The organism is Vibrio furnissii CIP 102972 (genome assembly GCF_000176175.1).
Lineage (GTDB): Bacteria > Pseudomonadota > Gammaproteobacteria > Enterobacterales > Vibrionaceae > Vibrio > Vibrio furnissii.
The window spans coordinates 214,470-229,308 of record NZ_ACZP01000013.1 but is presented as its reverse complement, the minus strand read 5'-3'; the positions used below and the strand labels follow the sequence as shown (position 1 = coordinate 229,308).

General features: G+C 52.9%; 16 protein-coding genes. 13 read left to right on the top strand and 3 right to left on the bottom strand.

Translation table 11 applies throughout. The features are described from left to right. Positions 1–308 precede the first annotated feature (308 nt). Genes VFA_RS05100 through VFA_RS05090 form a run of 3 tightly spaced genes read right to left on the bottom strand, consistent with a single transcriptional unit; the run spans position 309 to position 3,052 of the window. Complete coding sequence (locus VFA_RS05100) at positions 309–1,550, bottom strand: NAD(P)/FAD-dependent oxidoreductase (protein ID WP_038151401.1); 1,242 nt, start codon at positions 1,548–1,550, stop codon at positions 309–311. An 11-nt stretch (positions 1,551–1,561) separates the two neighbouring features. Continuing rightward, complete coding sequence (locus VFA_RS05095; protein WP_004725265.1) at positions 1,562–2,632, bottom strand: methyltransferase; 1,071 nt, start codon at positions 2,630–2,632, stop codon at positions 1,562–1,564. A 27-nt stretch (positions 2,633–2,659) separates the two neighbouring features. Next, the gene (locus VFA_RS05090) at positions 2,660–3,052 is read right to left on the bottom strand and encodes a hypothetical protein (protein ID WP_004725263.1); all 393 of its coding nucleotides are present in this window, start codon (positions 3,050–3,052) and stop codon (positions 2,660–2,662) included. 75 nt (positions 3,053–3,127) lie between these two features. On the opposite strand from VFA_RS05090, the gene VFA_RS05085 reads away from it, so the two are divergent. Genes VFA_RS05085 through VFA_RS05025 form a run of 13 tightly spaced genes read left to right on the top strand, consistent with a single transcriptional unit; the run spans position 3,128 to position 14,833 of the window. Continuing rightward, positions 3,128–3,850: a beta-ketoacyl synthase chain length factor gene (locus VFA_RS05085; RefSeq protein WP_004725261.1), complete on the top strand. Its 723-nt coding sequence runs from the start codon at positions 3,128–3,130 to the stop codon at positions 3,848–3,850. Then, positions 3,847–4,611 carry a lysophospholipid acyltransferase family protein gene (locus VFA_RS05080; protein ID WP_038150990.1) on the top strand — a complete coding sequence of 255 codons (765 nt, stop codon included), beginning with the start codon at positions 3,847–3,849 and terminating at the stop codon, positions 4,609–4,611. Before VFA_RS05085 ends, VFA_RS05080 begins: the two co-directional genes overlap by 4 nt. Positions 4,612–4,629: 18 nt before the next feature. Continuing rightward, positions 4,630–4,890, top strand: coding sequence for a phosphopantetheine-binding protein (locus VFA_RS05075; RefSeq protein ID WP_004725258.1), 261 nt, complete (start codon positions 4,630–4,632; stop codon positions 4,888–4,890). 15 nt (positions 4,891–4,905) lie between these two features. Beyond that, positions 4,906–5,163 (top strand): acyl carrier protein, encoded by a 258-nt coding sequence (locus VFA_RS05070; protein WP_004725256.1) that lies wholly within the window; start codon positions 4,906–4,908, stop codon positions 5,161–5,163. Beyond that, positions 5,163–5,723, top strand: a complete 561-nt coding sequence (locus tag VFA_RS05065; RefSeq protein ID WP_004725255.1) for a COG4648 family protein — start codon at positions 5,163–5,165, stop codon at positions 5,721–5,723. Before VFA_RS05070 ends, VFA_RS05065 begins: the two co-directional genes overlap by 1 nt. 46 nt (positions 5,724–5,769) lie before the next feature. Then, the gene (locus VFA_RS05060; RefSeq protein WP_004725252.1) at positions 5,770–7,155 is read left to right on the top strand and encodes an AMP-binding protein; all 1,386 of its coding nucleotides are present in this window, start codon (positions 5,770–5,772) and stop codon (positions 7,153–7,155) included. 19 nt (positions 7,156–7,174) lie between these two features. Beyond that, on the top strand, positions 7,175–7,543 hold the full coding sequence (locus VFA_RS05055; protein WP_172475426.1) for an ApeI family dehydratase: 369 nt from the start codon (positions 7,175–7,177) through the stop codon (positions 7,541–7,543). Then, positions 7,536–9,266, top strand: a complete 1,731-nt coding sequence (locus VFA_RS05050; protein ID WP_004725248.1) for a glycosyltransferase family 2 protein — start codon at positions 7,536–7,538, stop codon at positions 9,264–9,266. Before VFA_RS05055 ends, VFA_RS05050 begins: the two co-directional genes overlap by 8 nt. Continuing rightward, positions 9,244–10,788, top strand: coding sequence for an HAL/PAL/TAL family ammonia-lyase (locus VFA_RS05045; protein ID WP_038150986.1), 1,545 nt, complete (start codon positions 9,244–9,246; stop codon positions 10,786–10,788). The genes VFA_RS05050 and VFA_RS05045 overlap by 23 nt, the downstream gene beginning before the upstream one ends. 16 nt (positions 10,789–10,804) lie before the next feature. Next, on the top strand, positions 10,805–11,251 hold the full coding sequence (locus VFA_RS05040; protein WP_004725244.1) for an acyl-CoA thioesterase: 447 nt from the start codon (positions 10,805–10,807) through the stop codon (positions 11,249–11,251). Beyond that, on the top strand, positions 11,248–11,880 hold the full coding sequence (locus VFA_RS05035; RefSeq protein WP_004725242.1) for an outer membrane lipoprotein carrier protein LolA: 633 nt from the start codon (positions 11,248–11,250) through the stop codon (positions 11,878–11,880). Before VFA_RS05040 ends, VFA_RS05035 begins: the two co-directional genes overlap by 4 nt. A gap of 2 nt (positions 11,881–11,882) precedes the next feature. After that, positions 11,883–14,222 carry an MMPL family transporter gene (locus VFA_RS05030; protein ID WP_004725239.1) on the top strand — a complete coding sequence of 780 codons (2,340 nt, stop codon included), beginning with the start codon at positions 11,883–11,885 and terminating at the stop codon, positions 14,220–14,222. Beyond that, positions 14,219–14,833 (top strand): DUF3261 domain-containing protein, encoded by a 615-nt coding sequence (locus VFA_RS05025; protein WP_004725237.1) that lies wholly within the window; start codon positions 14,219–14,221, stop codon positions 14,831–14,833. The genes VFA_RS05030 and VFA_RS05025 overlap by 4 nt, the downstream gene beginning before the upstream one ends. The last annotated feature ends 6 nt before the right edge of the window (positions 14,834–14,839 follow it).

The window sequence follows — 14,839 nt, the reverse complement described above, 5'->3', positions numbered from 1 at the left end:
GATTATTAGAACAAAGAACAACTTACGCTTAGACCAAAGTGCCATTTCATCTAACTAAGATTGCATTTATAGAATCTTATGCTAGAAATTACTCAAAAATTTAACATTTAGTGTAATGGGCGTCTAATTGAAAGTGATGATCCACTCGTCAGATGACAGGATTTGTGAAGGCAATCACCTGTTGCACTAGGATGGTCAGCGCTGCACAGTTGCGGCACATCGCCCGCACGGCCAGAGGGAGAAAGGGAAAACAGCAATAAGAAGGAAGTCAGCGCTCACTGACGATGAATGAGCGCTGCGATCGTGAGTTATTGAGCGTCGCGAATCAATTCAGCCAAGCTGCTTAAACGGCGACGAGAATCTTTCACATAAGGATTTTTGGTGTCCCACGCATAACCGGCCAGAATCGAACAGATCATCTGCTTAATACGGGCGTTGGGTTTGTCGTAATAGATGACCGCTTGCAGCGAACCGTCGTACCACCCTTCCACATAAGTGCGGAACGTGTTCACACCCACCATCAGCGGATCAGCATAATCTTGCTGCCAATCAACCGCTTCACCGTTCAATTGACGTTGCACGCAGCGCACCGCAAATTGCGCCGATTTCATGGCAATGGTCACGCCAGAAGAAAACACCGGATCCAAAAACTCACCCGCATTCCCCAGCAGTGCATAATGCGACGTCGCCAAGTGTTTCACGTTTGCCGAATAACCGCGCAGTTCATTAGCAGCGTTCGGGTATTCCGCCTGCTTGAGCAACTGTGCAAGTCCTGGTTCTTCATTCACCAAGTGTTGCAATGCCGTCATTTTGTCTTCTGAATAGCGCTCGAAAAACGCCGGTTCCCCCACCACGCCGAGTGAGCAGGTGCCGTTGGAAAACGGAATCAACCAATACCACACATCGCTGTTTTCCGGATGAACAGAAATCAGGATCTTGTTGCGATCGTACGGCAGCATGTCGGATTGAATGTGATCCACCACGTGGGTAAAAATCGCTTTGCGTGGCGGCAAGCAGGAGGGTTCTTCCAGCGCCAGTAGCTTGGGCAACACTCGTCCAAAACCACTCGCATCAAGGACGTAATCGGCTTCAACCTGATAGGACACTCCGTGTTCGTCGGCGATAGTCAGCGACGATTTGGCCCCTTCAAAGGTCACCGCCAGCACTTCATGCTGATAGCGAATCTCGACGCCCTGCGCTGCAGCGCTGTCGGCCAGCACTTGATCAAAGTTGGCGCGTTGAACCTGAAACGTGGTGCCCGGCCCCGGGGTAAATTTGTCGGTAAAATCGAATTCGGTGTAAACCCCTTGTTTGCGAAAGGCCGCCCCATTTTTGAATTGGAAGCCCGCCGCTTGCACCGCTTCAGCCATGCCCGATTCTTCGATCACTTCCATACATGCGGGAAGCAGGCTTTCACCGATAGAAAAACGCGGGAAGAGCGATTTTTCCACCACCAGCACATCAATGCCCTGTTTGAGCAACAGCGCAGCAGCCGTCGATCCTGACGGTCCTGCGCCGATAATAACCACTTGGCGCTGTTGAATATCCATTGTTTTTTCTGTCATTCTGACTTTGCTTTGAGTTTTAATAAGGTATGGCCAAGGCCAATGTTGTCGGTGCGCTCTTCCACCATCAACCCTGCGGCATCCACGATTTCGAGAAAATCATCGCTGCGGTAAAAACGGCTGTTGCCGTTGGCAAGGCAAGTAAAATAGAGCGACGTTGCGTTGAGGCTATATGCAGCCGCATCGTATTTTTGTGCGTCCCAGAACAGCTCGAGCACATAAATCACCGAATCGTCGGTCAATTGTGCGCGAACGCGTTGCAGGATACTGAGAATTTCCATCGGAGAAAAGCAATCAAGGAACTGGCTCATCCACCACACGTCGGCATTCTCCGGCAGCGTTTGCGCTTTGTCTAACATGTTGGCCGGATAAGGATGAATGCGTTGCTCAAAGCCGTGATCGGCGGCATTCCGCATCGCCATCTCCAATTGCTGCGGCAAATCCACAATCGTGACATTCACATCCGCATCATGCTGACAACATTGAATGGCCCATTTCCCCGTGTTCCCGCCAATATCGACCAAATGCTTGGGTTTGTCGGCAAACACGCGTTCCAACAGCACGGGGAATGAACGATCGGAGTAAAAGTGGTCGAACTGGAACCAGCTCTGCTTGGCTTGTTCAGGAAGACGCGACAACCCTTGGTAAATGGTCTCCCAATCGCCAAGCTCTTTTAGCCCCGCCGGTTTGCCTTCTTCGATGGCTTGTGTCAAATGCATCATCGCGGCGTAACAGACGTCAGCGGTAAAATCCATGTTCGCACGCGTCATGCCATCGTGAAGCAAGAAAAAACCGAGATTGGCTAAGCGATAGTTCGGTTTGTTCCACAACACAATATTGGCACTGATCGCCATGTCCAGCAGGACTTTCACCCCGTATTCCGACACGCTCGTTTGTGTATGAATCTCTTGGGCCGAAAGCCCCGCCTCTCCGGCATCATCCAACACTTGAAGAATACCGAGATCACGCAGTGTGCGAGCGGTGTGAAATACGATGGGCGCAAAAGAGAGTTTCTGAGCTTCAGTCTTTGCAGCTAAAGCATTAAAAGGGTCTTGTTGTTCAATCACGGGAAAACCTAGCTTTGGTCGACGAAATTATTGCGCAGCCGCCATTTGAGCGAGCTGTTTCTTGATATCCACGTTCAGGTTGTTCACCCAACGGTTATAATTGCGGTGAATGCTATCACCGTCCGCTTTGAGGTTTTCTGACCTAACGTAAAGAATGGCGTAGTATTTTTCATTGTAAGGAATATGAATTTCAGCAAAGTGACTCCGGACGGTAATTTTGGCGTCCAGCACACCGGGTTCCACTTCACTGATGATCCAACCCCGCTGAATGGCTGCTTGAGTGATCGCTAATTTAACCTGATCGCTTTGAAGATTATACGCAACTGGAGTATTCTCCACGTTCAGGATTGGCTGGACTCGGCCACAAGCAACCAATAAAAATGTGAAGAGAACAGAAAGGGTTAATTTAATCGCGGTCATCGCTAGTCCTTATGCCGAATGAGGTCATCGTGTTGGCCATAGTATTTAACCCCATCGACAACAAATCAATCGTTTATGCCAAATCAATTGCAATTCATGTCGTTCAATATTGACGCTTGGTCCGCCAACGCTGCCGGAATCCATCACGGTGATGAATGGAAAGCGTGGAGTCAGACGGGTGTGTGGCCACAAGGTGCCATCGAGGCGGGGCTGATTCCTGCGATGATGCGTCGCCGCATGAGCCCGCTCAGCAAACTTGCCGTGCAAACGGCCCTCACGTTGATGAATGCGCACCGTGTCGATTATCTGGTGTTTGCCAGCCGTCATGGCGAACTGCATCGCAGTGCCGACCTCATTAAAGACATTCTCAACGGTGAAGAAGCGTCCCCGATGAGCTTCTCTCAGTCGGTGCATAACACAGCGGCAGGCTTATCCACCATCGCCAGCCATCAAGCCATTCCCGTGACCTCAATTGTCGCCGGGGAAAACACCTTCCACAGCGCGCTGACCGACGCATGGCTTTATCTGAGCGAGCATCCGGATCACCGAGTGCTATTGGTTGATTTTGACCTGCCCTTACCCGAAGCCTATCAAGCGTTTGAAGACAAATGCTTTCACGGCTACGCCTTTGGTGTGATGCTGACAGCGGGCGACACATGGCGCGTGACGCAACAGCCTGCCACAGGCAAGGTGGATGCCCTGCCCCATGGGCTCAGCGTGCTGAAACACTACCTCAAGCAAGATGCCGATTGGCTGATTCAAGGTGAGCGCCATGCGTGGCGATGGCAGCACGCATGAACCGACTGTTTCAATATTACCGAATTCTGGCGACCGGATTCTGCTTTGGTCTGTTTGGCTTGGGCGGCTTGGTGCTCAGCTTTGTCATCATTCCGCTGATTCGGCTCACCACGCCTGATCAGATCCAGCGTGAATATCGAGTCCAACGCGTCATACAAGCCACGTTCAACTTCTTTTGTAAGCTCATGCGCTGCACGCGCGCGATTGATTATCGAATTGAAGGGGCCGAACGCCTCAAACAAGACAAAAACTGCCTGATTGTCGCCAATCACCCCAGCCTCATTGATTACGTGTTGATTACGTCGCAATTGCCGCAATGCGACTGCTTGGTGAAATCGGCCATTTGGTCGAATCCGTTCATGAAACACATCGTCAAAGCCGCCGGTTACATTCCCAATGAAACGCCGGATGATCTGCTGAGCTTGTGTGAAGATCGGTTTGAACGCGGCAACGTGCTACTGGTATTTCCCGAAGGCACCCGCACGACTCCGGGCATCGAATCCAAGTTGCAGCGCGGCGCAGCCCAGATCGCCATTCGCACCGGACGCGATTTGCGCGTGGTACACATCAGCGTGGTTCCGAGCTTTCTCACCAAAGAGAAAAAGTGGTATCAAGTTCCCGACACGCGTCCGTTTTTCCTGATACAAGTTAAGGATAAAGTTGAGGTCGCGCCCTTTATAGAGCAAACTAATAACCCAACTTCGGCGGCTAGGCGATTAAATCGACATTTAGCTGAAGTGATTTTCCCAGTCGATAAATAACAACAAAAGTAGGTCCCAGTGGAAACACTACACAACGAAATTAAACAATTGATCATTGATGCACTGAATCTGGAAGATATCAGCATTGATGATATTGATACAGAAGCTCCCCTTTTTGGAGATGGTTTAGGTCTGGATTCGATTGATGCGCTTGAGCTTGGCTTGGCGATCAAAAAGAAATACAACATTGTGATTGACGCGGACGACACCAACACTCGCCAACATTTTTCATCCGTCGCCAATCTGGCTCAATACATCTCATCTCAAACCAGTAACTAATTGATAGACATCGCTATGACAGACACAAATAAGCAACACGTATTTGATCAGGTAAAAGAGGCTCTGGTAGAGCTGTTTGAGATCGACGCCGACGACATTCAACCCGACGCGCATCTTTATCAAGACCTGGATCTGGACAGCATTGATGCCGTGGATTTAGTGGTTCATCTGCAAAAAGTGACCGGCAAAAAAATCAAACCGGAAGAGTTCAAAGCCGTACGCACCGTCGATGACGTGGTGGAAGCGGTCAGCGAACTGCTGAAGGACGCCTAATGCGCCAATTGCTGACAGCCCTGTCTGCAATTGTTCTGCTCGCTTATCCGTTCGCGGTCTATTATGGCATCGACAAATTCGGCTTAAGTGTCATTGGGCTGTTACTTGCTGTGATGTTTGCGCTACGCATCATCACAGCGAATCGAACAAAACTAAAAGAATTCAAACAGTTAGCCGCAATGAGTGGTCTGATTGGGATCACATTGATTGTGTTGGGCATGGTGTTTCGCCAAGAAGGGTGGCTGATGTTCTACCCGGTGGCGGTCAACGCCTGCATGTTGGTGTTTTTCGCGGCAAGCCTCAAACAACCCCAAACCCTCATTGAACGTCTGGCCCGTTTACACGAACCGGATTTACCGGAAAGCGGCGTGCGTTACACACGAAAAGTGACACAAGTCTGGTGTCTGTTTTTCCTGTTCAACGCCATCACAGCGCTGTATACCTGCTTTCTGCCGATGGAAATGTGGACGCTGTACAACGGTCTAATCAGTTACTGCTTGGCCGGAGCGCTGTTTGCCATTGAATGGCTGGTTCGCCGCGCTGTTCGCCAACACGATTGAGCGCCAAGCGTTCGCCTGATGAACTGTTCGCAAGGACTGAAACACCATGAATCACAGCAACACGCCGTTTTGCTCCCTGTCGCATCTACTACTTGCGCCCCGTGACAATCACGTGGTGGCTTTTCAAGGGGATGAATGCATTCACTGGCCGCAGTTTGTGCAGGATGTGAGTGATTACACACATCACCTCAAACGCCTCCCACAACACAACATTGCACTGTGCTCACGTGACAGTTACTGGTTTGCGGTCGGATTTTTCGCCCTGTGCCACAGCGATAAATCAATCGTACTGCCGGGCAACTATCAACCGCAGGCGTTAGCGGAATTAAGCACCCACTTCGACCTAGTGTTGCACGACCGCGAGCTCGATGCGGTTGCCGATTGTCCCAACCTCGAATTGGGCATGGCGATGCAACCCGCGCCGCAGGTCGACTTTGCACCACTTGAACTCGAGACCACCAGCGTGACCCTGTTTACATCAGGTTCCAGCGGCGTTCCCAAAGCCATTCGCAAAACCCTGCGCCAACTCGATGTTGAAGTCAGTATTTTGCAATCCTTGTGGGGCGAGGCGCTCACAGGCTGTCGTATTGAAGCCACCGTCTCCCATCAGCACATTTATGGCTTACTGTTTCGCTTGCTGTGGCCGCTGAGCGCCGCGCGTCCGTTTGCGCGCCATAATCTGGAGTTTCCCGAACAAGTGAGCGCTCACGCAGGCGACGATGTGGCACTCATCAGCAGCCCGGCACTCCTCAAACGCTTGTCTGAAGAGCATCAGGCCAAAGCGCTGCGTCTCGCTTTTTCGTCTGGCGGGCCGCTGCCCCACGCTGCTGCCGCGCATGCCAATGACCTATTCGGTTCGCTGCCAGTCGAAGTGTTTGGCAGTACCGAAACCGGCGGCATCGCCCATCGCCAACAAGTGACGCCACAGACCCCTTGGCAACTCTTCCCCCGTGTGCAAGCCACGCTCAACCAAGAGAACTGCCTGCGCCTGTGTTCCGCTCACGTGGATCCCGAAGGCTGGTATCAAACCGCCGATGAATGCGAATTTGTTGACGAGCGCCGATTTGTACTCAAAGGCCGCACCGACCGCATCATTAAAGTGGAAGAAAAACGCGTTTCACTGGTTGAAGTGGAAAAGCGCGCCGAGCAGCTCAGCGAGATTGAAGAATGTGCGGTGATTCCCGCCACTGAAGGCAATCGCACCGTGTTGTTGGCCGCCATTGTATTGACCGAGCAAGGCAAACAGCAGGTTGAAACGCTAGGCAAAGGCAAATTTTGGCTACAGCTACGCAACGAACTGCGCCAATGGCTCGAGCCGATTGCGGTGCCACGCCGTTTTCGCATCGTCACGGAAATTCCGCTCAACAGTCAGGGCAAACGCCAAAATACCGAAATCGAACGCCTGTTTCACGCAACGCCAATCAGCGACTAACGAACTCAACACGATCATGATGACCAAAAGAAAACCGACGTTACTGGCCACCGACATTCACCCCTCGCAGGCAACATTATCATTGCGAGTGGACGCCGATATTCTTGATTTTTCAGGGCACTTTCCAAACTTCGCCTTACTGCCCGGCGTCACCCAAATCGATTGGGCGATTTGCTACGCCAATCAATACCTCGCCACGCCCACCCAATTTAAAGGCATGGAAGTGATTAAGTTTCAGGAACCCATTTTACCCGACATGACGGTAGCGCTTGTCCTCAACTGGGACGCTGACAAACAGAAGCTGGCGTTTCAGTACCGTTCCGAGCGCGATGGCAACCCGGTGGTGCATGCCTCTGGCAAAATGAAACTGGGAGAACGCAGTGACTGAACCTTCTCTGACCACGGCTTATCATCCGTGCTTTTTGATTCCTTGCTACAACCACGGCGCGACTGTGGCGGCCGTGATCGATGCGCTTGCTCCTTTCGATTTCCCGGTGCTGCTGGTCGATGACGGCAGCAACGCGGAAACCAAAGCGGCCCTGCATGACGCCGCGCAGCGCGACAACGTGCATCTGCTGACGCTACCAGTCAATCAAGGTAAAGGCGGCGCGGTGATGGCGGGGATCCGCCAAGCCCACTGGCTTGGTTTTAGCCACGTGATTCAGATTGATGCCGACGGCCAGCATGACATCGATGCGCTGCCCAAACTGATTAACGCATCGCAAGCCAACCCACAACACCTCATCTCCGGCCAACCGGTGTATGACGACAGTGTTCCCAAAGCGCGCCTTTATGGCCGCTACGCCACCCATATTTGGGTATGGATAGAAACGCTGTCGTTTGCCATCAAAGACAGCATGTGCGGTTTCCGTGCCTATCCGGTCGCCAAAACGGTCGAGGTACTTAACCGCTTTGACATCGGCAGTCGCATGGATTTCGACATTGAAATTCTGGTGCGCATGTATTGGCAAGGGGTTGAGATTGATTTCGTCGACACCCGGGTGATCTACCCAGAAGGCGGCATTTCCCACTTCGATGCGCTGTGGGACAACGTCAAAATCAGTTGGATGCACACGCGATTGTTCTTTGGCATGCTGCCAAGAATCCCGGCATTACTGATGAGAAAAAGACACCACCCAACCCGCCGCGATGCGCACTGGTCAAAACGTCAGGAGCGCGGCACGGTGCTGGGCATTCAAACGTTGATGTGGGTTTATCGCCTACTCGGCCGCCGCGCGTTTCAACTGATACTCAAAGTGGTGATGGCCTATTACTACCTCACTGGCAAACAAGCGCGCAGCGCGTCTGAGCACTACCTTGCGCAGCTGACGGAATACGCCAAGAGTCAGCACATTCCCCTGCCAAGCAAGCTGACCAGCTACCGCCATTTGCTTTCGTTTGGCGAAACCATGCTGGATAAATTAGCCGCGTGGCGTGGCGACTTTAGTGCCGATAACCTGACCATTCATGGTCAGGAGCAGTTTCAATCGATGGTTGAACAAAAACAAGGCGTGCTGTTGCTGGGCTCGCATCTCGGCAACATCGAATTGTGCCGCGCGCTTGGCCGTCGTCACGCTCACATCAAAATCAACGCGTTGGTGTTTACCGAACACGCCGAACGCTTCAATGCAGTGATGAAAGCGGTCAACCCCAAATCAGAGCTCAACCTGATTCAAGTCTCCACACTTGGCCCAGACACCGCGATTTTATTGCAACAGAAAATCGAACAAGGCGAATGGGTGGTGATTGTGGGCGATCGCACCTCCACCAGCAAAGAGAATCGCGTGGTGTGGGCGGATTTCCTCGGTCAACCGGCGCCCTTTCCACAAGGACCATTCATGCTGGCCTCGGTGTTGAAAGCACCGGTGTATCTGCTGTTTGGTCTGCGTGATGACACGCAAGCCACGCCGCATTTTGACGTTTATTTCGAGCATTTTAGCGACGGCATTGCACTGCCCCGCGCGCAGCGCCAAGCCGCGCTGCAAGGCGTGGTACAACGCTATGCCGAACGCCTGCAACACCACACTTTGAATGCACCGCTACAGTGGTACAATTTTTTCAACTTTTGGACATTAAGCACACAACACCATGACGATGAACAACAACAATAAAATCCGCTTTGGCGCAGAGCGCCTGACCATCGAAGATGTGGTCGCCATCGCCAACGGCGCGCAGGCGGCAATGAACGATTCAGAGGCTTATAAAGCACGCATCGATCGCGGTGTCGCGTTTCTTGAGCGTTTGCTGAAGGAAGAAGGGGTCATTTATGGCGTCACCACTGGCTATGGCGATTCGTGCACCGTGGCGATTCCACCCAGTTTGGTGGACGATTTGCCGCTAAACCTGACGCGTTTCCACGGGTGTGGTTTGGGCGACATCTTGACCCACGAACAGTCACGTGCCGTGCTGGCGACGCGCCTGTGTTCGCTGGCGCAAGGTGTGTCGGGCGTGTCGCACGACGTCCTTAACCAACTGATCAATTTAATTAATTTTGATATCGCACCGCGCATTCCTCAAGAAGGTTCGGTCGGTGCCAGTGGCGATTTAACGCCACTCTCTTACGTCGCTGCCACCCTGATTGGGGAGCGCGAAGTGCTGTACAAAGGGCAACTGCGCGACACGCGCGATGTGTTTGCCGAACTGGGCATCACGCCCATTCAGCTCAAACCGAAAGAAGGCCTTGCCCTGATGAACGGCACGTCGGTGATGACCGCGCTGGCTTGCTTGGCTTACAAACGTGCCGAGTATCTGGCGCAGCTCTCAACCAAGATCACCGCCTTGGTGTCGGTGGGCATGCATGGCAACGACTTTCACTTTGATGAAGCGCTGTTTGCGGTTAAACCACATCCAGGCCAGCAACAAATCGCGGCATGGTTGCGCGATGATTTGCAAGCCGATTGTCCGCCACGTAACAGCGACCGTTTGCAAGATCGTTACTCGCTGCGCTGCGCACCACACGTAATTGGCACCGTACAAGATGCCCTGCCGTGGCTGCGTCAGTTGATTGAAAATGAACTCAACAGCGCCAACGACAACCCAATTATCGATGGCGATAACGAACGTGTGCTGCATGGCGGTCACTTCTACGGCGGCCACATTGCGATGGCGATGGACACACTGAAAACGGGTGTGGCGAACTTGGCCGATCTGCTCGATCGTCAAATGGCGCAATTGATGGACTACAAGTTCAACAACGGTCTGCCGTTTAACCTCACGGGCGCAGAAGGCGCGCGCAAACCGATTAACCACGGCTTTAAAGCGGTGCAAATTGGTATCTCGGCTTGGACCGCAGAAGCATTGAAGCATACCATGCCAGCCAGCGTGTTCTCCCGCTCCACCGAGTGCCACAACCAAGATAAAGTGAGTATGGGCACCATCGCCGCGCGCGACTGTTTACGTGTGCTGCAATTGACCGAACAAGTGGCGGCGGCTTCACTACTGGCGGCAACCCAAGCGATTGAGCTGCGCAAACGCCACAACGAACTGGATGAACAGCACATGAGCCACAGCCTGAAGCAGATGGTGGATGCGGTGCAAAGTGAGTTCGATTTTGTGGTTGAAGATCGCCCACTGGAAGCGGATCTCCGTTTGTTCATTGAACGCATTCAGGCCCAACACTGGACCTTGTATTAATCGAGAAGGAGAAAGTATGAGTGATGTCACTTTCCCGCTGGAAACTGAGGTGACGTTAGTCACCTCCTTTCAGGACGCGGATCCCATGGGCGTGATCTACCACGGCAACTACTTCCGCTATTTCGAAGAAGCCCGTCGCGAACTGCTCGACAAAATTGCCTATGGTTATTTAGCGATGAACGATTCCGGCTACATGTGGCCGGTGATTGATGCGCACGTCAAGTACGTCAAAGCCATTCCGTTCAATCACTCGATTCGCATTCATGCTCGCTTAACCGAATGGGAAAACCGCTTGCGGATTGATTACGTGATTTTCGATGCCCAAAGCGGCAAGCGCATGTGTAAAGCGCACACCACGCAAGTGGCGGTGGAACGAGACACGCAAGACATGTGTTTTGTTTCACCGACCATTTTCACGGACAAAGTGACGCACTGGCACCAAACCGGAGAATGTCTGCAATGATGACTCGATTCGCGCAACGCCTATGGGCGTTGCTGGCGCTGTGCATCATCAGCGTATGCACGCCTGCCATGGCGCAGGTTACCGATTTGGCGTCGCTACAAACGCAGTTGCAACGCTTCGACATCGTGCGCGGCGACTTCACCCAAACTCGAAAAATTGACATGTTTGCCGAGCCGCTGTCGTCGCAAGGGACGTTTCTGCTCGATAAAGCGCACGGTCTGCTGTGGCAACAAACAACGCCGTTTCCGGTCAATTTGGTGCTGACACAAGACAAATTGCGTCAAACCTTTGCCGGTCAAACGCCGCATACCATCACCGCGCAGGAAAATCCCATGGCGTTCTATTTCAGCCATATTTTTCTGTCCGTGTTTCACGGCGATACCGAGCAACTTACCAACGAGTTTGCACTCGATTTTTCCGAGCAGAATGGCCACTGGACGCTGGTGCTCACGCCCAAAGGCGCGCCATTGAACGCGGTATTTCAACACATTACCTTGCAAGGTCAGGACGATATCGATGTGTTGTCCTTGCAAGAGGTTCGCGGCGACAAAACGGAAATTCAGTTCAGCGCTCAAACCCACGAACCATCCACATTAAGCCCCGCTGAACAAGCGCAGTTTGAGTTTTAATCATGCCAACCGTGTCTCCTTCTCGTTCGGCTCCTTCATCGCGCCTTGCCTTGTTATGGCTGGCGCTGGTGTTGCTGGCCATGGCGCTGCTCGTCAAGCAATGGGCGTTTTCGACCAGCTCACCGATTGAAACCGACATCATGAAACTGCTGCCACAATCGCGCCAGAACCCACTGGCGCAAGCGGCATTTGATAAAGTCACCGACAGCATGAGCGATAAAGTCGCCTTTGTGCTTACCGGCCCCGATACCACCGCCCTGTTTGATGCAGCACGTACGCTGGAAAGTCACCTACACCAAACGCGCGAATTTACCCACGTGACTGGCCAAATTGATGCCACTCAACAGCAAGCGTGGGGACGCTATTATTTCCAACACCGCTTTCAGTTTCTGACGGATACACAGCGCGAACGTCTTCGCCATGCCCCTGAACAGCAAGTGCAACACGTGATTCAGGCGCTCTACAACCCGTTTTCAGGCGTTACCGGACAAGAGCTTGCCAGCGATCCGTTTTTGCTATTTCGTGATTATCTGAGTCATCTCAATCAGCTGTCGACCCAATTTCAGTTGCAGCAAGGGTTTCTTACCACCCAAAACGCAGGGCAAACCTACATTCTGATGACGGCCGCGTTGACCGACTCCCCCTACAGCCTGCAAGCGCAACAAGTGGTGAGCCAAATCAACCAATGGCAACAAACGCTCACGCAGCAATTTAACGTCGAGATGGCGTACACTGGTGTGGTGTTTTACGCCGACTTTGGCACCCGCAGCGCCAAATCGGAAATCAGCACCATCGGCAGTGTGTCGTTGCTCGGCATCGTGCTGCTGGTCATGTTGGTGTTTCGCAGCGCTGCGCCACTGTTGCTGGCGTTATTATCGGTGTCAGTCGGGTTATTGGTTGCGCTGGCCACCACCACGTTGATCTTTGGCAAAGTGCATCTGTTTAGCTTGGTGTTTGGCGCGAGTTTGATTGGTGTGTCTATCGACTACGCGTTCCATTATCTGACCGACCGCTTGGCGGCTGGCCGCCACTGGGACAGCGTCGCGGGGCTCAAACACATTCTTGCCGCAATCACGTTGGGATTAATCACCAGTTTAATCGGCTACTTAGGCTTACTGGTTGCGCCGTTCCCCGGCCTGCAACAACTGGCGCTGTTTTCTGCCATTGGGTTATTGGCAGCCTACGCCACCGTGGTGAGTTGGTATCCACTGCTGGCACGTGCACCGACGCCATCTCGTCATCTGCCTGCGCTGGCCTTGCTGAGTCGATGGCTCGATTGGTGGCAACATCGCTCGCTGCGTATCGCGCTGCCATCAACGCTGCTGGTGCTTAGTGCTATTGCGCTCACTCAGGTGCACTACGATGACGACATTCGCCAACTGCAAGCGATGCCGCAAGCGCTCAAACAGCAAGAGGCTTTGGTCAGCCAAGTCACCGGCATGAATTCATCACAGCGAATGTTGGTGGTGTCGGCGGCAGATGACGAAGCCTTGATGCAAAAACTCGAACAACTCGACACCACCCTACGCGCATGGCAGCAGGATCAAGTGTTACAAGGCTACCAAAGCCTGCATCACTATGTGGCGTCACAACAGCGCCAGCAAAGTGATTTCGCCTTGGTGGAGCAGCTCTATCAGCATCATGCGCCGCAGTTGACTCAGCGCCTAAAACTGGCGCATCAACCGACGTTGAGCGACCCATTGCAACCCGTGTCGTTGCACGATTATCTCAACGCCAGCGTGTCCGAACCAGTGCGGTTTCTCTACTTGGGCCGTGTGGGCGATGCGGTGGCATCGGTGGTGATGCTCAAAGGTGTTGAGCAGGCCGACCTGATTCAGCAATTTGCCAACCAGGATGCGCAGCTCGCCTACCTCGACAAAGCGGCGGAAATTTCTCAACTGTTTGGCGAATACCGCGGTAAAGTCATGGAACTGTTAGCGGCAGCCTTGGCGGGGATTGCACTGCTGTTGGTCTGGCGTTATCGCTGGCAACACGCACTGCGAATTCTGTTCCCGTGCGTGATTGCGTGCATGGTCGGCCTCGCCGTGACCGTGATGACCGGTTCAGCGCTCAACTTGTTTAACCTGCTGGCTTTGGTGTTGGTGATTGGTATCGGCATCGACTACACGCTGTTCTTTGCCGAGCAAGCGCGCAGTCACAGCACGTTACTGGCGATCACCCTCTCGGCCACCACCACGTTGTTGTCGTTTGGCCTGCTGGCCCTGAGCCAGACGCACGCCATTCACAGCTTTGGGGTAACGACGTTAAGTGGTATTTTTGTGGCTTGGTTGCTGTCACCTTTGGCGATTCAACCCTCTCATTTATCGGAGCATGACGCATGAAATGGTTCTTCACCGCGTGCATCAGCCTATGGCTGACGGCTTGCAGTTTGCAGCCTCACACCCGCACCACTGAGGTCGAAATCGGCCCTGATGTCTGGGCGGCGCTGCCAAAGCCGTCGCAACTCGGTCAATCGTTGACGGCCAGCCAACTCATTTCTGCCCGCTGGCAGGATGAACATGGCAACGTGCAAAGCCAACAGTTGCCCGTACAACTGCAAGTGAGCGATCAGCAGGTATTGCTTGCGGGGTTTTCATCGTGGGGAACGCGTATTCTTTCGCTGGATTACGACGGGGATCAAATCCAAACTCAAGTCCTTTCTGGGTTAGAAAATAGCCTGCCCAAGCCAGAACAGGTACTATTTAACCTGATGATCACGCTCTGGCCGCGAAATGCTTGGGAAGCCCCGTTAAATCAGGTAAGGTGGCGAATGATTGATGAGGCGAATCAGCGCCTCGTCATCAATGAACACGGTGAAACCATTCTGGCCATCACCTACGCTGGCGACACACCGCTCAGTGGTGACATTCAGTTTAAAAATCTGCCTCTGAATTACGACATCACGATTCAGACGCTGACGCTTCAATCCACACCAACCGCAGCACAACAGTAGATAAGC